18 protein-coding genes are annotated in these 16536 nt (G+C 73.9%); 13 read left to right on the top strand and 5 right to left on the bottom strand.

Annotation, left to right across the window (positions count from 1 at the left end):
• The first annotated feature begins 146 nt into the window (after nt 1-146).
• From BMW27_RS09540 to BMW27_RS09525, 4 genes are all read left to right on the top strand, one after another.
• Nucleotides 147-839, top strand: a complete 693-nt coding sequence (locus BMW27_RS09540; RefSeq protein WP_091442836.1) for an IclR family transcriptional regulator — start codon at nt 147-149, stop codon at nt 837-839.
• Nucleotides 840-1102: 263 nt separating this feature from the next.
• Nucleotides 1103-2494 carry an MFS transporter gene (locus BMW27_RS09535; RefSeq protein ID WP_091442832.1) on the top strand — a complete coding sequence of 464 codons (1392 nt, stop codon included), beginning with the start codon at nt 1103-1105 and terminating at the stop codon, nt 2492-2494.
• 112 nt (nt 2495-2606) lie between these two features.
• Nucleotides 2607-3464, top strand: coding sequence for a 3-hydroxyacyl-CoA dehydrogenase family protein (locus BMW27_RS09530; RefSeq protein ID WP_091442829.1), 858 nt, complete (start codon nt 2607-2609; stop codon nt 3462-3464).
• Between the two features lie 16 nt (nt 3465-3480).
• Nucleotides 3481-4806 carry a cytochrome P450 gene (locus tag BMW27_RS09525; protein WP_091442826.1) on the top strand — a complete coding sequence of 442 codons (1326 nt, stop codon included), beginning with the start codon at nt 3481-3483 and terminating at the stop codon, nt 4804-4806.
• A gap of 81 nt (nt 4807-4887) precedes the next feature.
• On the opposite strand, the gene paaZ is transcribed toward BMW27_RS09525, so the two are convergent.
• From paaZ to paaK, 3 genes are read right to left on the bottom strand one after another with little or no spacing between them, the layout of a single operon-like run.
• Nucleotides 4888-6945 carry a phenylacetic acid degradation bifunctional protein PaaZ gene (paaZ, locus tag BMW27_RS09520; protein WP_091442822.1) on the bottom strand — a complete coding sequence of 686 codons (2058 nt, stop codon included), beginning with the start codon at nt 6943-6945 and terminating at the stop codon, nt 4888-4890.
• 26 nt (nt 6946-6971) lie between these two features.
• Nucleotides 6972-7586, bottom strand: a complete 615-nt coding sequence (locus BMW27_RS09515; protein WP_091442818.1) for a TetR/AcrR family transcriptional regulator — start codon at nt 7584-7586, stop codon at nt 6972-6974.
• The gene (gene paaK, locus BMW27_RS09510; protein ID WP_091442814.1) at nt 7583-8929 is read right to left on the bottom strand and encodes a phenylacetate--CoA ligase PaaK; all 1347 of its coding nucleotides are present in this window, start codon (nt 8927-8929) and stop codon (nt 7583-7585) included. Before paaK ends, BMW27_RS09515 begins: the two co-directional genes overlap by 4 nt.
• A gap of 225 nt (nt 8930-9154) precedes the next feature.
• Here paaK and paaA point away from each other — a divergent pair, with 225 nt between their 5' ends.
• The 7 genes from paaA to BMW27_RS09475 all read left to right on the top strand — a co-directional run bounded on the left by paaA (nt 9155) and on the right by BMW27_RS09475 (nt 14378).
• A complete protein-coding gene (gene paaA / locus BMW27_RS09505; protein ID WP_091442811.1) occupies nt 9155-10120 on the top strand; it encodes a 1,2-phenylacetyl-CoA epoxidase subunit PaaA in 966 nt (321 codons plus the stop codon).
• Nucleotides 10117-10560 (top strand): 1,2-phenylacetyl-CoA epoxidase subunit PaaB, encoded by a 444-nt coding sequence (gene paaB, locus BMW27_RS24485; RefSeq protein WP_342707441.1) that lies wholly within the window; start codon nt 10117-10119, stop codon nt 10558-10560. The genes paaA and paaB overlap by 4 nt, the downstream gene beginning before the upstream one ends.
• A 78-nt stretch (nt 10561-10638) precedes the next feature.
• Nucleotides 10639-11547 carry a 1,2-phenylacetyl-CoA epoxidase subunit PaaC gene (gene paaC / locus BMW27_RS09495; RefSeq protein WP_091442806.1) on the top strand — a complete coding sequence of 303 codons (909 nt, stop codon included), beginning with the start codon at nt 10639-10641 and terminating at the stop codon, nt 11545-11547.
• Between the two features lie 5 nt (nt 11548-11552).
• Nucleotides 11553-12068 carry a 1,2-phenylacetyl-CoA epoxidase subunit PaaD gene (paaD, locus tag BMW27_RS09490; protein ID WP_245743429.1) on the top strand — a complete coding sequence of 172 codons (516 nt, stop codon included), beginning with the start codon at nt 11553-11555 and terminating at the stop codon, nt 12066-12068.
• Nucleotides 12068-13162 carry a 1,2-phenylacetyl-CoA epoxidase subunit PaaE gene (gene paaE / locus BMW27_RS09485; RefSeq protein ID WP_091442802.1) on the top strand — a complete coding sequence of 365 codons (1095 nt, stop codon included), beginning with the start codon at nt 12068-12070 and terminating at the stop codon, nt 13160-13162. The genes paaD and paaE overlap by 1 nt, the downstream gene beginning before the upstream one ends.
• A 5-nt stretch (nt 13163-13167) precedes the next feature.
• The gene (locus BMW27_RS09480; protein WP_091442799.1) at nt 13168-13938 is read left to right on the top strand and encodes an enoyl-CoA hydratase-related protein; all 771 of its coding nucleotides are present in this window, start codon (nt 13168-13170) and stop codon (nt 13936-13938) included.
• Entirely contained in the window at nt 13935-14378 is a 444-nt protein-coding gene (locus BMW27_RS09475; RefSeq protein WP_091442795.1) for a thioesterase family protein, read from the top strand. Before BMW27_RS09480 ends, BMW27_RS09475 begins: the two co-directional genes overlap by 4 nt.
• Before the next feature lie 131 nt (nt 14379-14509).
• Here BMW27_RS09475 and BMW27_RS09470 read toward each other — a convergent pair whose 3' ends face one another.
• Nucleotides 14510-14782 (bottom strand): GlsB/YeaQ/YmgE family stress response membrane protein, encoded by a 273-nt coding sequence (locus BMW27_RS09470; protein ID WP_091442792.1) that lies wholly within the window; start codon nt 14780-14782, stop codon nt 14510-14512.
• Nucleotides 14783-15160: 378 nt separating this feature from the next.
• Between BMW27_RS09470 and BMW27_RS09465 the strand changes: the two genes are divergently transcribed.
• Nucleotides 15161-15433, top strand: coding sequence for a YciI family protein (locus BMW27_RS09465; RefSeq protein ID WP_091442789.1), 273 nt, complete (start codon nt 15161-15163; stop codon nt 15431-15433).
• Between the two features lie 99 nt (nt 15434-15532).
• Entirely contained in the window at nt 15533-15928 is a 396-nt protein-coding gene (locus tag BMW27_RS09460; protein ID WP_091442786.1) for a hypothetical protein, read from the top strand.
• A 197-nt stretch (nt 15929-16125) separates the two neighbouring features.
• Here BMW27_RS09460 and BMW27_RS09455 read toward each other — a convergent pair whose 3' ends face one another.
• Nucleotides 16126-16419, bottom strand: coding sequence for a hypothetical protein (locus BMW27_RS09455; protein ID WP_091442782.1), 294 nt, complete (start codon nt 16417-16419; stop codon nt 16126-16128).
• Between the last annotated feature and the right edge of the window lie 117 nt (nt 16420-16536).

The raw sequence follows: 16536 nt of genomic DNA, 5'->3' as shown, positions 1-16536 counted from the left end.
CCCCCGGTGGTCGACGGCTGAGCCCACCGAGGACGCGGCACCGCTCCGGATCGCCGGAGCGGTGCCCCTCCCGTGCCCCCGGCTGCCCCGGCGCCCGCCGAGGGCGACCGTAGGGTTGGAGTGCACAGTGCACCGGGAGGACGGCGATGGTGGAGGCCAACGGCGGGGGCACGCCCCAGTCGCAGACGCTGGACCGGGGCCTGCGGGTCCTCGAGCACCTGGCCGCCGTGGGCCGACCGCAGCCGATCGCCGAGATCGGCCAGGCACTGGGTCTGCACCGGTCGATCACCTACCGCCTGCTGCGCACCCTCGAGGACCACCAGCTGGTCGAGCGGGACCCCGCCGGGCACTACCGGCTCGGGCTGGGACTGCTCGGCCTGGCCCGGGGGGTCCGGACCGATCTCCAGTCAGCCGCCCTCCCCCGTCTCGACGCCCTGGTCGCGGAGCTGCGCATGACGGCGTTCCTGGTCGTCCGCGCCGGCGACGAGGCGGTGACCGTCTCCAGCGTGGAGCCGCACGACTCCCCGGCGCACGTCGTGTACCGGCCGGGCATCCGGCACCCGGTCGACCGGGGCGCGCCCGGCCTCGCCCTCCTCATGCCCGAGGCCGCCGCTCCCGGTGACCGCGAGGCCCTCGAGGTGGCCCGCCGGGTCGGCTGGGCCAGCTCGCACGGCGAGGTGATCCCCGGCGTCCGGTCGATCGCCGCACCCGTGCTCGGACCCGACGGAGGTACCCGCGCCGCCCTGGCGGTGGTCTTCGTCGACGAGGGCGCCGACACCGAGCGGATCGGCCGGGCCGTCGTCCGGTCGGCGCAGCAGGTCGGCGCCGCGCTGCGTTGACGCGCGCGCGGCCGTCCGGAGCTGCCGCGCCGGGCCCGTCCCGGCGGGGGTGCGCCCGACGACCGGCGTCGTGGGGAGGACACGGCGTCCGGTGGCCTGCGCGGCTCCGCGAGCCGCCGACCGGAGACCAGGACTCCCCGGAGGGGTCGGCGTGCCGGGCGCCCGGCGGCAGGCCATTGTGCGCCCGAGCACACCTCGGTACGGTCGCACCACCAACTGACCCATCGGTCAGTAAATCGACACCCACCGACGGCGGAGCTCCCATGTCCCTCCCCACACACGCTCCCTCCCGCACGGGCCGGCCGACGACCCCGGAGGAGCGGAAGGTCCTCGCGGGCACCCTCGCCGGCACCACCATCGAGTGGTACGACTTCTTCATCTACGCCCAGGCCGCGAGCCTGGTCCTGGCTCCGCTGTTCCTCTCCCCGGTGAGCGAGGACTCCCCCGGACTGGCCACGGTGCTCTCGCTGGCCACCATCGGCATCAGCTTCCTGTTCCGCCCGCTGGGGGCCATCGTGGCCGGGCGCTTCGGCGACCGGCTGGGCCGCAAGCGGATGCTGGTCTTCACGCTGCTGCTGATGGGCTCGGCCACCGCACTCATCGGCCTGCTGCCGACGTACGAGCAGATCGGCCTGGCCGCGCCGGCCGCCCTGATCGTGCTGCGGGTGCTGCAGGGCTTCTCCGCAGGTGGCGAGTGGGGCGGCGCGGCGCTGATGTCGGTCGAGCACGCCCCGGTCGAGCGGCGCGGCCTGTTCGGCGCCTACCCGCAGATCGGCGTGCCGATCGGCATGATCCTGGCGACGGGCGTGCTGTGGCTGCTGTCCACGACCACCACGCCCGAGCAGTTCCAGTCCTGGGGCTGGCGCATCCCCTTCCTGCTCTCCGTGGTGCTCATCCTCATCGGCTACCTGATCCGCCGCGCCGTGGAAGAGAGCCCGGTCTTCAAGGAGATGCGCCTCCGGAAGAAGGAGTCCTCCGCGCCGCTGCGCGACCTCTTCCGGCGCAACACCAAGCAGGTCGTCCTCAGCGCACTGATCTTCATCGCCAACAACGCCGCCGGGTACCTGCTGATCGCCTTCTTCATCGCCTACGCCAGCACCACCCTCGGGCTGCCACGACCGTCCGTCCTGCTGGCCACGACCCTGGCGTCCTTCGGCTGGCTCGTCTTCACGATGTACGGCGGCGCCCTGTCGGACCGGATCGGCCGGGTGCGCACCTTCCAGATCGGCTACGCCCTGGTGTTCGTCTGGATGATCCCGATGTTCCTGCTCATCGACACGCGCAACATCTGGCTCTACGGCATCGCCCTGTTCCTGCTCACCGTCGGGCTCGGGCTGTCCTACGGCCCGATGTCGGCGATGTACGCGGAGATGTTCCCCGTCGCGGTCCGCTACTCCGGCGTCTCGATCGGCTACGCCCTGGGCGCGATCCTCGGTGGCGCCTTCGCGCCGATGATCGCCGAGTTGCTCCTGCAGTCCACCGGGTGGTCGGGGTCGGTCGGCGTCTACATCATGGTGCTCTGCGTCATCTCCTTCGCCGCGGTGACCGCCGCCGGCGAGACGCGAGGCAGGAACCTGCGGGTGGCCGAGGCCCACGAGGAGTACCTGCGCGAGCACCCGGACGAGGCCGGGGCGCTCGACGCCCGGCGGCCGTGACGGGCCGTCGGCCGCACGTCCGGCGGCACGAGGGGACGGTGCGCACGGACCGTCGGCGCACGTGCGCACGAGGTCCTGCGGTCCGGCCGACGAGCGCCGACGAGGAGGACGCGTGAGCGCCGCCGTCCCGGCCCGGGTGGGGGTCATCGGAGGCGGCCGCATGGGCGCCGGCATCGCGCAGGCCTTCCTGACCGCCGGGGCCCGGGTCGCGGTCGTGGAGGCCGGCGACGAGGCCGCCGCGGCCGCCCGCGGGCGCGTCGCCGACGGACTGGAGGAGGCCGCCCGCCGCGGGAAGCTGGACGGGGACGTCGGGACCGTCCTCGGCCGGCTGACGCTGCTGGACTCCGTCGCCGGACTCGACGCGGGCACCGGCCTGGTGGTCGAGGCCGTCCCCGAGCGGGCCGACCTGAAGACCGAGGTCCTGGCGGCCGCGGAGGCAGCCGTCGCTGCCGACGCGGTGCTGGCCACGAACACCAGCTCCCTGTCCGTCACCGAGCTCGCCGCGGCGCTGGAGCGCCCGGCCAGGTTCCTCGGCCTGCACTTCTTCAACCCGGTGCCGGCGTCGAAGCTCGTGGAGGTGGTCGTCGCGCCGGAGACGGACCCGCAGCTGGTCGGCACCGCCGGTGGATGGGTGCGTGCGCTCGGCAAGACCGACGTCGTGGTGAAGGACTCGCCCGGTTTCGCCTCCTCCCGGCTCGGCGTGCTGCTGGGGCTGGAGGCCATCCGGATGCTCGAGGAGGGCGTCGCGGACGCCGAGGCCATCGACACCGCCATGGAGCTGGGCTACCGCCACCCGATGGGCCCGTTGCGCTCCACCGACCTCGTCGGGCTGGACGTCCGGCTGGCGATCGCCGAGTACCTGCACCGGACCCTCGGTGAGCGGTTCGCCCCGCCGCAACTGCTCCGCGACAAGGTCGCCGCCGGCGAGCTCGGCCGCAAGACCGGGCGCGGGTTCCACACCTACGACTGAGCCGGAGGCAGGCGCGATGACGGCCGGACCCGTGGACACCGCAGCCCTCGTCGACCCGGCGACCTACGAGGACGGCCCACCGTTCGACCTGCTGCACCGGCTGCGGGCGGACACGCCGGTCGCGTGGGTCGACGAGCCCGCCCTGCACGGTCAGCCGGCCGGGCCGGGGTTCTGGCTCGTCCTGCGGCACGCCGACGTCGAGCGGGTGCTGCGCGACCCGACGACGTTCTCCTCGTGGCTCGGCGCGACCCAGGTCCGGGACGCCGCCGACCTCGGGTGGGTGCGCCGGATGATGCTGAACACGGACCCGCCGGACCACTCGCGGCTGCGGCGGCTGCTCACCCGCTCCTTCACGCCCCGGGCCGTGGCAGCGCTGACCGAGGCGATCGAGGTGACGGCGGCACGGCTGGTCGACCGGATGACCGACGGCGCGCGCGAGGGGCGGTGCGACTTCGCGAAGGACGTTGCTGCCGACCTGCCGCTGCTCACCCTCGCCGACGTGCTGGGCGTGCCGGCCGAGGACCGCTGGCTGATGTTCGACTGGTCCAACCGGGTGATCGGCTGGCAGGACCCCGACTACGCCACGTCGGCCGCCTTCGACGGCACCGGTGGAACGGCGATGGCACGGGAGGCGCTGGCGCTGCGGCCGGTCCCCGACGCCGACGGGCGCATGCCCGATCCGCGGACCCGGGCCGGCATGCCAGATCTCTACGCCTACGCCCGGCTGCTGGCCGAGGAGAAGCGGCGGGCGCCCGGCAACGACGTCATGTCGATCCTGCTCGCCCAGGTCGACGAAGGCGGCGGCCGCGTGGGCGACGCGGAGTTCCAGAACATGTTCTGGCTGTTCGCCGTCGCCGGGAACGAGACCCTGCGCAACGGCCTGCCGGGTGGGCTGATCGCCCTGCTGCAGCACCCCGAGCAGCTGGCCGTGCTGCGCAGCGACCCGTCCCTGCTGCCGGGCACGGTCGAGGAGATGCTGCGCTGGTGGACGCCGGTCATGGTCTTCCGCCGCACCGCGACCCGCGACGTCGAGCTCGCCGGCGTCCGGATCGGCGCCGGGGACAAGGTCGTCGTGTCCTTCACGTCCGCCAACCGCGACGGGTCCGTGTTCGCCGATCCCGACCGCTTCGACGTCCGCCGCGCCCCCAACCCGCACCTCTCGTTCGGGCACGGGCCGCACTTCTGCCTCGGGGGGCAGCTGGCCCGGGCGCAGATGCGCGCGCTCTTCGGCGAGCTGCTGCGCCGGACCGAGCGCCTGGAGCTCGACGGGCCGCCGGCGCTGCTGCGGTCGACCTTCCAGCGCGGCGTCAAGCGGCTGCCGATCCGCTGGGCCGCCGCCTGACCGACCCCGCCCCGTCGGCGAGTTCTGCGCACTCGCGCCGTTCCGGCGCCCCCGGGCGGCGAGTGTGCAGTTCTCGTCCGGTCAGGAGGGGGCCGACGCCGGCGGCCAGGTCTTGGCCACCATCGTGAGGACGTCGTAGGTGGCCACCGGCTTGCCCTCGGCGTTGACCAGGACGGCGTCCCAGCGGACCTCACCGTGGTCGGCGCCGCCGCGCGGGCTGATCTGCTTGCAGGTCAGCGTGACCGTCAGCTCCTCCCCGGGCTTGACGGGGGTGAGGAAGCGCAGGTCGTCCACGCCGTAGTTGGCGAGCACCGGTCCCGGGGCCGGGTCGACGAACAGGCCGGCAGCGAACGAGACGAGCAGGTAGCCGTGCGCCACCCGGCCGCCGAATAGCGGGTTGGCGCGGGCGGCCTCCTCGTCCATGTGGGCGTAGAAGGTGTCGCCGGTGAACTCGGCGAAGTGCTCGATGTCCTCGAGGGTGACCGTCCGCGGGCCGACGGTGACCGAGTCGCCGATGCGCAGCTCGGCCAGCGACTTGCGGAACGGGTGCACGCCGTCGTCGTGGCGCTCGGCCCCGGCGACCCAGCGTCCGCCGATGGCGGTGAGCATGTCGGGCGAGGCCTGGACGGCGGTGCGCTGCATGTGGTGCAGCACGCCGCGGATGCCGCCGAGCTCCTCGCCGCCCCCGGCGCGGCCCGGGCCGCCGTGGACCAGCACCGGGAGCGGCGAGCCGTGCCCGGTGTTCTCCCCCGCGTCGTCGCGGTCCAGCACCAGGATCCGGCCGTGCGCGTGGGCGGCGCCCAGCACGAACTCCCGCGCGAACTCCCGGTCGTGGGTCACCACCGAGCCGACCAGGCTGCCCTGGCCGCGCGCGGCGAGCTCCACGGCCTGCGCCACGCCGTCGTAGGGCAGCACCGTGCTGACCGGCCCGAACGCCTCGACGTCGTGCGGCTCGGCGGCGGCCGGGTCGTCGCAGCGCAGCAGCATCGGCGGCAGGAACGCGCCGCGGTCGCGGTCGGCACCCACCACCTCGAAGTGCTCGGGATCGCCGACCACCAGCTCGGCGACGCCGCGCAGCGCCTTGAGCGCGCGCAGCACCTCCTCGCGCTGGTCCAGGCTGGCCAGGGCACCCATCCGGACCCCCTCGGCGTCCGGCGCCCCGACGACCACCTCCGCCAGCCGGTCCCGGGTCGCCTCGACGACGTCGTCCACCAGGTCGCGCGGGACGAACGCGCGGCGGATGGCGGTGCACTTCTGGCCGGCCTTCACCGTCATCTCCGTGACGAGCTGCTCGACGAACAGGTCGAACTCGGGGGTGTCCGGGGTGGCGTCCGGGCCGAGCACGGAGCAGTTGAGCGAGTCGGCCTCGGCGTTGAACCGGACCGAGTTGGCCACCACCGCGGGAGAGCTGCGCAGCTTGCGCGCCGTGGCGGCCGAGCCGGTGAAGAACACCAGGTCCTGGCCGGCCAGCCCGTCGAGCAGGCCGGTCGCGCTGCCGGCCAGCAGCTGCAGGGAGCCCTCGGGCAGCAGGCCCGACCCGACGATCTCCCGGACGACGGCCTCGGTGAGGTAGGCGGTCTGGCTGGCCGGCTTGACGATCGTCGGCACGCCCGCGAGGAAGGCCGGCGCCAGCTTCTCCAGGAACCCCCAGACCGGGAAGTTGAAGGCGTTGACCTGCACGGCGACACCGTGCAGCGGCATGTAGAGGTGCTGGCCGACGAAGGTGCCGCCCCGGCCGAGCGGCTCGACCGCGCCGTCGAGGACGACGGTGTCGTCGGGCAGCTCGCGGCGGCCCTTGCTCGCGTAGGACAGCACGGTCCCGAAGCCGCCGTCGACGTCCACCGCGCTGTCCCGGTCGGTGGCACCGGTGCGGCGGGACAGGGCGTAGAACTCGTCCTTGGCGGCCACCAGGCGCAGGCCCAGCTGCTTGAGCAGGCCGGCCCGCTGGTGGAAGGTCAGCTCGCGCAGCGCCGGTCCGCCGACGGTGCGGGCGTGGTCGAGCATGGCGGGGACGTCGAGGCCGGTGCTGCTGATCCGGACGACGGTCTCCCCGGTCACGGCGTCGGCGATCGGCGTGCCCTCGTCGGGTGCGGTGTACCAGCGGCCGGCGACGTAGCTCTGGAGCAGGGGTGCGGTCATCGGGGGACTCCTCGGCGGAGGGTGGATCAGGACGGGCGGGCGCGCAGGCCCTGGAAGGTCGTGGCGACGAGCGCGTCGGCGAGGTCGTCGGCGGACAGGCCGCCGTCCGGCCGGTACCACTCGGTCAGCGAGTTGACCGTGCCGAACAGCAGGCGGCTGGTGATGGCGGGGTCGACGTCGGGGCGGACGTCCCCCTCCTCCTCCGCGGCGCGGACCAGGTCGGTGACGACGCGGTCGAACCGACGACGTCGCTGGAGGGCCGCCTGCTCGACCGGGGAGTTGCCGCGCACCCGCAGCAGCAGGGTCACGAACGGCAGCTCGGCGGCGAGCACGCGCACCGAGCCGCGGACGACGTGCTCGAGGCGGTCGATGGCCGGCCCGCTGGTGGCGCCCGGCTCCTCGGTGACGGCGAACAGCGCGTCCAGGGCCCGGTCGAGTGCCAGCCGGAGCAGCTCGACCTTGCTGGACACGTGGTGGTAGATCGCCGACTTGGTGACGCCGAGCCGCGCGGCCAGCTCCTCCATGCTCGTCGCGTCGTAGCCGCGCTCGTTGAAGACGGCGACGGCGACGTCGAGCAGCGAGTCCAGCGAGTGACCCGGGCGGCCGCGGCGGACCCGGGAGCCGTTCTCGGTCGAGGTCACGCCCCTGTCCGCTCACGGAGGTCGTAGAGCCGCTTGAGCTTGCCCATCGACCGGGCCAGGGTCTCCGGGTCCACGACGACCACCTCGATGCTGGTGCCGACGGTGTCCTTCACCGCCTTGGCGACCTCGGCGGCCGCGACCGAGCGGCGCTCGGCCGGGCAGTCGGGGCGGGCCTCGATCCGGGCGGTGAGGTGGTCCATCCGGCCGCGGGTGGTCAGCTCCAGGGCGAAGTGCGGGGAGAGACCCGGGGTCCGGAGCACGATCTCCTCGATCTGGGTCGGGAACAGGTTGACCCCGCGCAGGATGATCATGTCGTCGGTGCGGCCGGTGATCTTCTCCATGCGCCGCATGCCGGGCCGGGCGGTGCCGGGCAGCAGCCGGGTGAGGTCGCGGGTGCGGTACCGGATGACCGGCATGGCCTCCTTGGTGAGCGAGGTGAACACCAGTTCGCCCTGCTCGCCGTCGGGGAGCACCTCGCCGGTGAGCGGGTCGATGACCTCCGGGTAGAAGTGGTCCTCCCAGACGTGCAGGCCGTCCTTGGTCTCGACGCACTCCTGGGCGACGCCGGGGCCCATCACCTCCGACAGGCCGTAGATGTCGACGGCGTGGATGCCGGCGCGCTCCTCCATCTCCCGGCGCATCTGCTCGGTCCACGGCTCGGCGCCGAAGATGCCGATCTCCAGCGAGCTGGCCCTGGGGTCCAGGCCCTGCTTCTCGAACTCGTCGAGCACGGTGAGCATGTACGAGGGCGTCACCATGATCACCCTCGGCTCGAAGTCGGTGATCAGCTGGACCTGGCGTGGCGTCATCCCGCCGGAGACCGGGATGACCGTGCAGCCCAGCTCCTCCGCGCCGTAGTGGGCGCCCAGCCCGCCGGTGAACAGGCCGTACCCGTAGGCGTTGTGCAGCTTGTCGCCGGGCCGACCGCCGGCCGCCCGGATGGAACGGGCCATGACGGTGGCCCAGGTGCCGATGTCGCGCTCGGTGTAGCCGACGACCGTGGGCCGCCCGGTCGTGCCGGACGAGGCGTGCACCCGGCGCACCCGGTCCTGCGGGACGGCGAACATCCCGAACGGGTAGTTGTCCCGCAGGTCGGCCTTGCTGGTGGTGGGGAACCTCGCCAGGTCGGCGAGCTCCCGGCAGTCGTCGGGGTGCACGCCGGCCGCGTCGAAGGCCTGCCGGTAGTGCGGCACGTTCTCGTAGGCGTGCTGCAGGGTCCACCGCAGCCGCTCGAGCTGGAGGGCGCGCAGCTCCTCGCCGGACAGCCGTTCCGCCGGGTCGAGGAGGTCCGGGTCGGGAGGAGCTCCCAGGCGCCGGGTGGGCTCGCTGGTCACAGCCGTCATGGCGGAGGCCTCCGTGGTCCTGAGCGTCGTCGCCGGACGGTCGGCGGAGGGCATCGCTCCAAATACCGACCGGATGGTCAGGTAATCAACTCCCCCGGGCCGGGCCTGTCAAGCCCCTGCAGGAACTCGTCGGTGCGGACTTGTGCGGCGGCCCGGCATCGTGCACACTGATTACCGACCGTCCGGTCAGTAAATGGATCGCCGTCACACCCCCGAGGGGACGAGATGTCCGCGCCCACCCTGGAACGGCCCGCGCCCGACGAGGCCGCGCTGCTGGAGCAGTTCGACGCCACGCTCGCCGCCGACCACCGGATCGAGCCGCGGGACTGGATGCCCGAGGGCTACCGCAAGACGCTGATCCGGCAGGTGGCGCAGCACGCGCACTCGGAGATCATCGGGATGCAGCCCGAGGGCGACTGGCTGCTGGCCGCCCCCAGCCTGCGGCGCAAGTCGGTCCTGCTGGCCAAGGTGCAGGACGAGGCCGGCCACGGCATGTACCTCTACTCGGCCGCGGAGACCCTCGGCGCCGACCGCGCGGACCTGACCGACAAGCTGGTCGAGCAGAAGCAGAAGTACAGCTCGATCTTCAACTACCCGACGCTCAGCTACGCCGACGTCGGCGTCATCGGGTGGCTGGTCGACGGCGCGGCGATCTGCAACCAGGTGCCGCTGTGCCGCTCCTCCTACGGCCCCTACGCGCGGGCGATGATCCGCATCTGCAAGGAGGAGTCCTTCCACCAGCGGCAGGGCTACGAGCTGCTGATGACGATGATGCGCGGCACCGACGAGCAGCGGGCGATGGTGCAGGACGCCGTCGACCGCTGGTGGTGGCCGACGCTGATGATGTTCGGCCCCCCTGACGAGCACAGCCCCAACACCGCGCAGTCGATGGCCTGGGGCATCAAGCGGCACACCAACGACGAGCTGCGGCAGAAGTTCGTCGACATGTCCGTCCCGCAGGCCGAGGTCCTCGGCGTCACGTTCCCCGACCCGGAGCTCGAGTTCGACCCCGAGACCGGCCACTACCGCTTCGGCAAGCTCGACTGGGAGGAGTTCAAGCGGGTCGTCGGCGGCCAGGGCCCGATGAACGCCATCCGCCTCGCCCGCCGGCGCGCAGCCCGCGACGACAACGCCTGGGTGACCGAGGCGGCCACGGCCTACGCCCGCAAGCACGAGGGAGCCGTCGCGTGAGCACCCCCGACGCGAGGGCGACGACCCGGGGAGCGCCGGCGACCGGGGAGCGGAACGAGGGCGGGGTCGAGCCGACGGGCACCGTCACCGCCGAGGGCGGGCACGGCGCGATCCCGACCGGCCCCGAGGTGCCGGTGGAGCCCCGCCGCCGGGCCGTGAGGCGCGACTGGCCGCTGTACGAGGTGTTCGTCCGCGGCAAGCGGGGGCTCAACCACGTGCACGTCGGCTCGCTGCACGCCCCGGACGACGAGATGGCCATCGACGCCGCGCGGGACCTCTACACCCGGCGCAACGAGGGCGTGAGCATCTGGGTGGTCAGGGCCGCCGACATCACCGCCTCGAGCCCCGACGAGAAGGACCCGTTGTTCGCCCCCAGCGGCGACAAGGTCTACCGGCACCCCACGTTCTACGAGATCCCCGAGAACGTCCCCCACATCTGAAAGAGGACCCCCTTCCTCCCCCGCACCTCGTACCTCGGCGCGGGGACCCCTGGGAGGGGGCCACCCACGGGAGTCACCATGCACGAGGAGACCGTCTACGAGGCGCTGTCCAACGCCCACGACGACGAGGGCCACTGGGCCTTCGGCACCGGCTTCGACGAGCCCCTGGCCGGCGTCGACACCACCGTCCCCGACGGCATCGACCCCGCCGACCTCGGCGCCTACTGCCTGATGCTCGGCGACGACGCCCTCGTGCTCGCCCAGCGCCTGACGCAGTGGATCACCAACGCGCCGGAGCTCGAGGAGGAGGTCGCGATCGGCAACATCGGCCTCGACCTGCTCGGTCAGGCCCGGCTGCTGCTCGCCCGCGCCGGCTCCGTCGGCGTGCTCGGCCGCTCCCGCGACCTGGCCACCGACTCAATCCCCGACGAGGACGCGCTCGCCTACTTCCGCGACGCCGATGAGTTCCGCAGCACCGCGCTCGTCGAGGCGCCGAACGGTGACTTCGCCCGGACGATGCTCCGGCTGCTCGCGGCTGCGACCGTCCGCCTCGCGGTCTTCGCCCGGCTGCGCGACTCCCGCGACCCGGTCCTCGCCGCGATCGCCGCCAAGGGCGTCAAGGAGCTGACCTACCACCGGGACCACGCCGCCCGCTGGGTGCTGCGCCTGGGCGACGGCACCGAGGAGTCGCACCGCCGCGCCCAGGACGGCGTCGCGGCGGTGTGGCCGCTGCTGGCCGACCTGTTCACGGCGACCGACGTCGAGACCCGGCTGGCCGCAGCCGGGGTCGCCGTCGACCCGGCCGGCGTCCGCGACGAGGTGCGCGACGTGCTGACCCAGGTGCTCCAGCGGGCCACGCTCTCCGTGCCGGAGTGGCCCGCCGAGACCGGGCCCCGGGGCCGTCTCGGGGAGCACGGGCCGGAGTTGACCGAGCTGCTCGACACGCTGCAGGGGCTGGCCCGGCAGCACCCGGCGGCGACCTGGTGACCGCCGTGACGCTGCCGCGGACCGCTCCGACCGATCCCCGGGCCGTGGCCGAGACGGTGACCGACCCCGAGCTGCCGATGCTGACCCTCGCCGACCTCGGGGTGCTGCGCGACGTCCGCAGGGAGGACGACGGCACCGTCGTCGTCGAGATCACGCCCACGTACTCCGGCTGCCCGGCGATGGGCGTCATGCGGGCCGACCTGCTGCACGCGCTGCACACGGCCGGCTTCCACGACGTCGACGTCCGCACGGTGCTCTCCCCCGCCTGGACGAGCGACTGGATCAGCGAGGACGGCCGCCGCAAGCTCGCCGCCGGCGGCATCGCCCCGCCCGGGACCGCACCGGTCCGCTCCCCCGGCCCCATCCCGCTGCAGCTCGGGCCCACCCGCCGCACCGCCGTCTGCCCGCAGTGCGGCTCCCCCGACACCGTGGAGCAGAGCGAGTTCAGCGCCACCGCCTGCAAGGCCCTGCGCCGCTGCCGCCGCTGCGGCGAGCCGTTCGAGCACTTCAAGGAGATCTGATGACCGCGCCCGCCGAGGCCCCCGCCCGACCCCGGCGACGGCCGCAGTTCCACCCGCTCACGGTGGCCAGGGTCGAGCGGCTGACCGACGACGCGGTCGCGGTCACCTTCGACGTCCCCGAGGAGCTCGCCGAGGACTACCGCTTCCAGCCCGGTCAGGCGCTCACGCTGCGCCGGGTCGACGGGGACCGGGACGAGCGCCGCTCGTACTCCATCTGCGCGCCGGTGGGCGCCGCGCCACGGGTCGGCGTCCGCGAGGTCCCCGGCGGCTTCTTCTCCTCCTACCTCGTGCACGAGGTGCGGCCGGGCGACGCGATCGAGGTGCTGCCGCCGTCGGGCACGTTCACCGCCGACCTGTCGGCACCGGCCGACCACGTCTTCGTCGTCGCGGGCTCGGGCATCACCCCGGCTCTGTCGCTGGCCGCCAGCGTGCTGCGTGACGGGCAGTCGACCGTGACCGTGTTCTACGGCAACCGCCGCACCAACACGGTGATGTTCGCCGACGAGCTGGCCGACCTGAAGGACGCCTACGGTCCCCGCCTGCAGCTGGTGCACGTGCTGTCCCGCGAGCCGCGCGACGCCGAGCTGACCACCGGCCGGCTCGACGGCGCCCGGCTGCGCGCCCTGGTCGAGAACCTGGTCGAGGTCGAGCGCGTCGACCACTGGTGGCTGTGCGGCCCGCACGGCATGGTCAGCGACGCCCGGGACCTCCTCGCCGAGCTCGGTGTGCCGTCGGAGAAGGTGCACCAGGAGCTTTTCTACGTCGACGACGTCCCGCCGCAGCCGGTCCGCGGCGACGACCAGACCGTCACCGGTCCCAGCAGCCAGGTCACCGTGGTCCTCGACGGCCGCTCGACCACGCTGGCCCTGCCCAAGGACGAGACGGTCCTCGACTCCGCCCAGCGGGTCCGCTCGGACCTGCCGTTCGCCTGCAAGGGCGGCGTGTGCGGCACCTGCCGCGCGCGGGTGACCGACGGCGAGGTGGAGATGCGGCGCAACTACGCCCTCGAGCCCGAGGAGGTCGAGGCCGGCTACGTGCTCACCTGCCAGACGGTGCCGGTCTCCGACGCCGTCACCGTCGACTTCGACGCCTGACGCCGATGAGCGACCGGGTCCTGCAGGTGGAGCGTCGGCGCGGGGTCGCCACGCTGACGCTCGACTCCCCCGCCAACCGCAACGCGCTGTCGCGGGCGATGCGCGCCCAGCTGCGCTCGGCGCTGACCGAGGCGATCGCCGACGAGTCCGTGCGGGTGGTCGTGCTCGACCACACCGGGCGGGTGTTCTGCTCGGGGATGGACCTGTCCGAGGCGGCCGGGGGCGCCGCCGAGGACCAGGGCGTGAACGAGTTCCCGGCCCTGCTGGAGGCGGTCTGGGACTCGCCCAAGCCGGTGGTGGGCGTCGTCCGCGGGCCGGCCCGTGCCGGCGGCGTGGGTCTGCTGGCCGCCTGCGACGTGGTGGTCGCCGCCGAGGCGGCCACCTTCGCCTTCACCGAGGTCCGGATCGGGATCGCCCCGGCGGTGATCTCCGCCGTCGTCCTCCCGCGCATGGTGCCCAACGTGGCGCACCGGCTGATGCTCACCGGCGAGGTGTTCGAGGCCCCGCTGGCCCTGGCCGGCGGGCTCGTGGACGTCGTCGTCCCCGCCGAGGACGTCGACGCCTGCGTCGCCGCGCAGGTCGAGGCGCTCGGCAAGGGCGCCCCGCTGGCCCTGGCCGAGACCAAGCGATTGCTGCGCGCAGCACGGACCGGGCCCCTGGCCGAGCGGTTCCCGTCTCTGCTGGAGCTGTCCGCGCGCCTGTTCGCCGGCGAGGAGGGCCAGGAGGGCATCGCCGCCTTCCGCGAGAAGCGACCCGCCCGCTGGGTGCCCGCGTGAGACCCGTCCCCGTCGGCGCGTCCGCCGTCCTCGACGTGGTGGTGACGCCGGAGATGACCGTCCGCTTCGACGAGCTCGGCCCGGTCCACCCGGTCTACGCGACCTACTCGATGGCCAAGCACTTCGAGGAGGCCGGCCGGAAGCTGCTGCTCAGCCACCTCGAGCCGGGTGAGGCCGGCATCGGCAGCGCCCTGTCGGTGGAGCACCTCGCCCCGTGCTGGATCGGGGACCCCGTTCGCGTCACGGCCAGGTGCGCCGAGGTGCGCGGCAACCGGCTGACCTGCGAGTGCGCCGCCGTCGACGGCGAGGGTCGCCTGCTCGGCCGGGGCACGACCGTCCAGGTGGTCCTGAGCGAGGAGGCCGTCCGGGCCCGCATCGGCGAGCGGGCGCGCCTCCGGCAGCGGACCGGTCCCGGCGACGACCTGCCGGACGCGCGCTGAGGCGAGGTGCCCGCCCGTCCTCGTGGACGAGCGGGCACCTCGCGATCCGGTCGGTCGGCGGCCGCCGACCGGTGGGCTCGGGACAGGACACGGGTCACTCCGCCGGCCCGGCGAGCGGGTGCGTCAGCGTGTCAGTGGGCTCGGGTGCCCCGCCGACCGGTGACGGCGACGTAGACGCCGAGCACGACGATGGCCCCGATGATGGAGCCGATCCACCCGGCCGTCCCCAGCTCGAAGCCGCGGCCGCTGATCAGTCCGCCGAGGAGGTTGCCGACGAACGAGCCGATGACCCCCAGCACGATGGTGGCGAGGATGCTGAGGTCCTGCTTGCCGGGGATGACGGCACGGGCGATCAGCCCGGCCACCAGCCCGATGACCAGCAGGACGATGAGGTTCCAGATCACGGTGTCTCCTCGGTTGGCACGGTCGGTCCCGGGTCCGCGGTCGCGGCCCGGGTGCAGCGGGTGCGGCCCGGTGGGGCCGCGCGTGGTCCGACGGTCGGACGCCGACGTCGTGGTGGTGACGTCGGCGTGGTGACCGAGCGAGCCGCCCGGCGGAAGCGGACGGCGTGGACGTCATGCCCGGTGAGACGCCTCCCCTCACACCCGAACGGGTGGTCTTCCGACGGACGGCCGGCCCGCGCCCGACGTGGACCGGCCGGTGTGCCCTCGCGACGTCCGGGACGCAGGGCCACGACACCGGGCCGCGGGAGTCGCACCGCGCACGGTCGCCGCGCCCCGGGCGCCCCGGTCGCGCGCCCCGCCGGGCCAGGATGCCCGGCCATGAAGTACGTGATGACCTACCGCGCGGTCGAGGACTTCCTGCCACTCGCCCAGGAGAACTACCCGGCTCACTCGGCACGGGTCGAGGAGTTCGCGCGGCGCGGGGACCTGCTGATGGTCGGCACCTTCGACGAGCCGATGAACGGCGAGGCCATGGGCGTGTTCACCACCCGTGAGGCAGCCGAGGAGTTCATCGCCGGCGACCCGTTCGTGGTGAACGGTGTGGTCGCCAGCTGGGCGGTGCGCCCGTGGAACGAGGTGCTGCAGCCCTGACCGGTCACCCGGACGGGTGATGGTCCCCCGCGCGGACGACGCCGCCGCCCTCGACCTGCCGTTGAGGACGTGTCCGGTCCACGACGGAGGAGGTGCACGGTGCGGGTCTCGTTCGCGGTCTACGGCGTGCTCTACGTCGTCGTCGAGATCGTCGGCGCCCAGATCGAGGCGATCGGCTGGCCGCAGCTGACCGCGCTGGACGTCGCCACCGCGGTGACCAACGCCTGCCTGACCGTGGCCGTCGGCATCGCCGTCCTGGTCGGCGCGGACGTCGGCGGACGCCGCTGGCACCGCTCGGTGCTGGCGTGGCGCGAGGAGCGCGCGCGGCTGAGCGCGGAGTCGTGGGACGAGCCCGGGACCATCACCGTGTCCTCCTGGCGACCGGAGCCGCTGGCGCTCCCGGCCGGCCGGCCGGCCGACCCGGCGCCTGGTGGCGACTACGCCGTCCCCTCGCGGGGACGCCCGTTCCCCGAAGGTCCCGGCCACCTGCTCTGACGCAGCAACGCGGCAGCACCAGGCTGCGGCGGGCAGGGGTGGTCCCGCGCTGGGTCCGGTGCGGATCTCGGTGCCGTCGGGGCGCCGGGGGCGCCACGGCCGTCGGGTCGTCGCTCGACCCGGAAGCCGTCCATGGACCTGCAGTCCAGGAGGCTGTCCCCCGTTCCGGCGGAGGCATCGACGCCCGACCTGCGACCTCAGCCCGCCAGCATCGCGGCCTTGAGCCCGAGCTCGTGGACCGAGACCGCGGCGGCACCGCCGCGGCGGATGGCCTCCGCCAGCGAGACGGTGTCCGCCGGGGTGGGCCGCGGGCCGGCCCCCGCGATGAGCCGCCGGACCTCGTCGGCCGGCGCGCCGGCGGCGTCCGGGCGCGGGAACACCCGGCCGTCCAGCTCCAGCCGCTCGGCCAGGTCCGCGTCGAGGTCGGCCTCGGCGAGGTCGTCGACGTCGAGCAGGACGATCGGTTCGGTGGAGCGCGGGGCGGCGGTCATGGCGGAGTCCGTTCCGTCGGGGCCGGGTCCGTCCCGGCGGGAACGACCATCCGGTCCGCACCGCAGGGCGCCACCGAGGAAGCCGCAGGATCACCGCAAGATCCGACGCACCCGCCC

The sequence above is a fragment of the Geodermatophilus poikilotrophus genome, from assembly GCF_900111455.1.
Taxonomy (GTDB): domain Bacteria; phylum Actinomycetota; class Actinomycetes; order Mycobacteriales; family Geodermatophilaceae; genus Geodermatophilus; species Geodermatophilus poikilotrophus.
The sequence above is the reverse complement of the archived record's forward strand: the minus strand, read 5'-3'. Positions and strand labels throughout refer to the sequence as shown.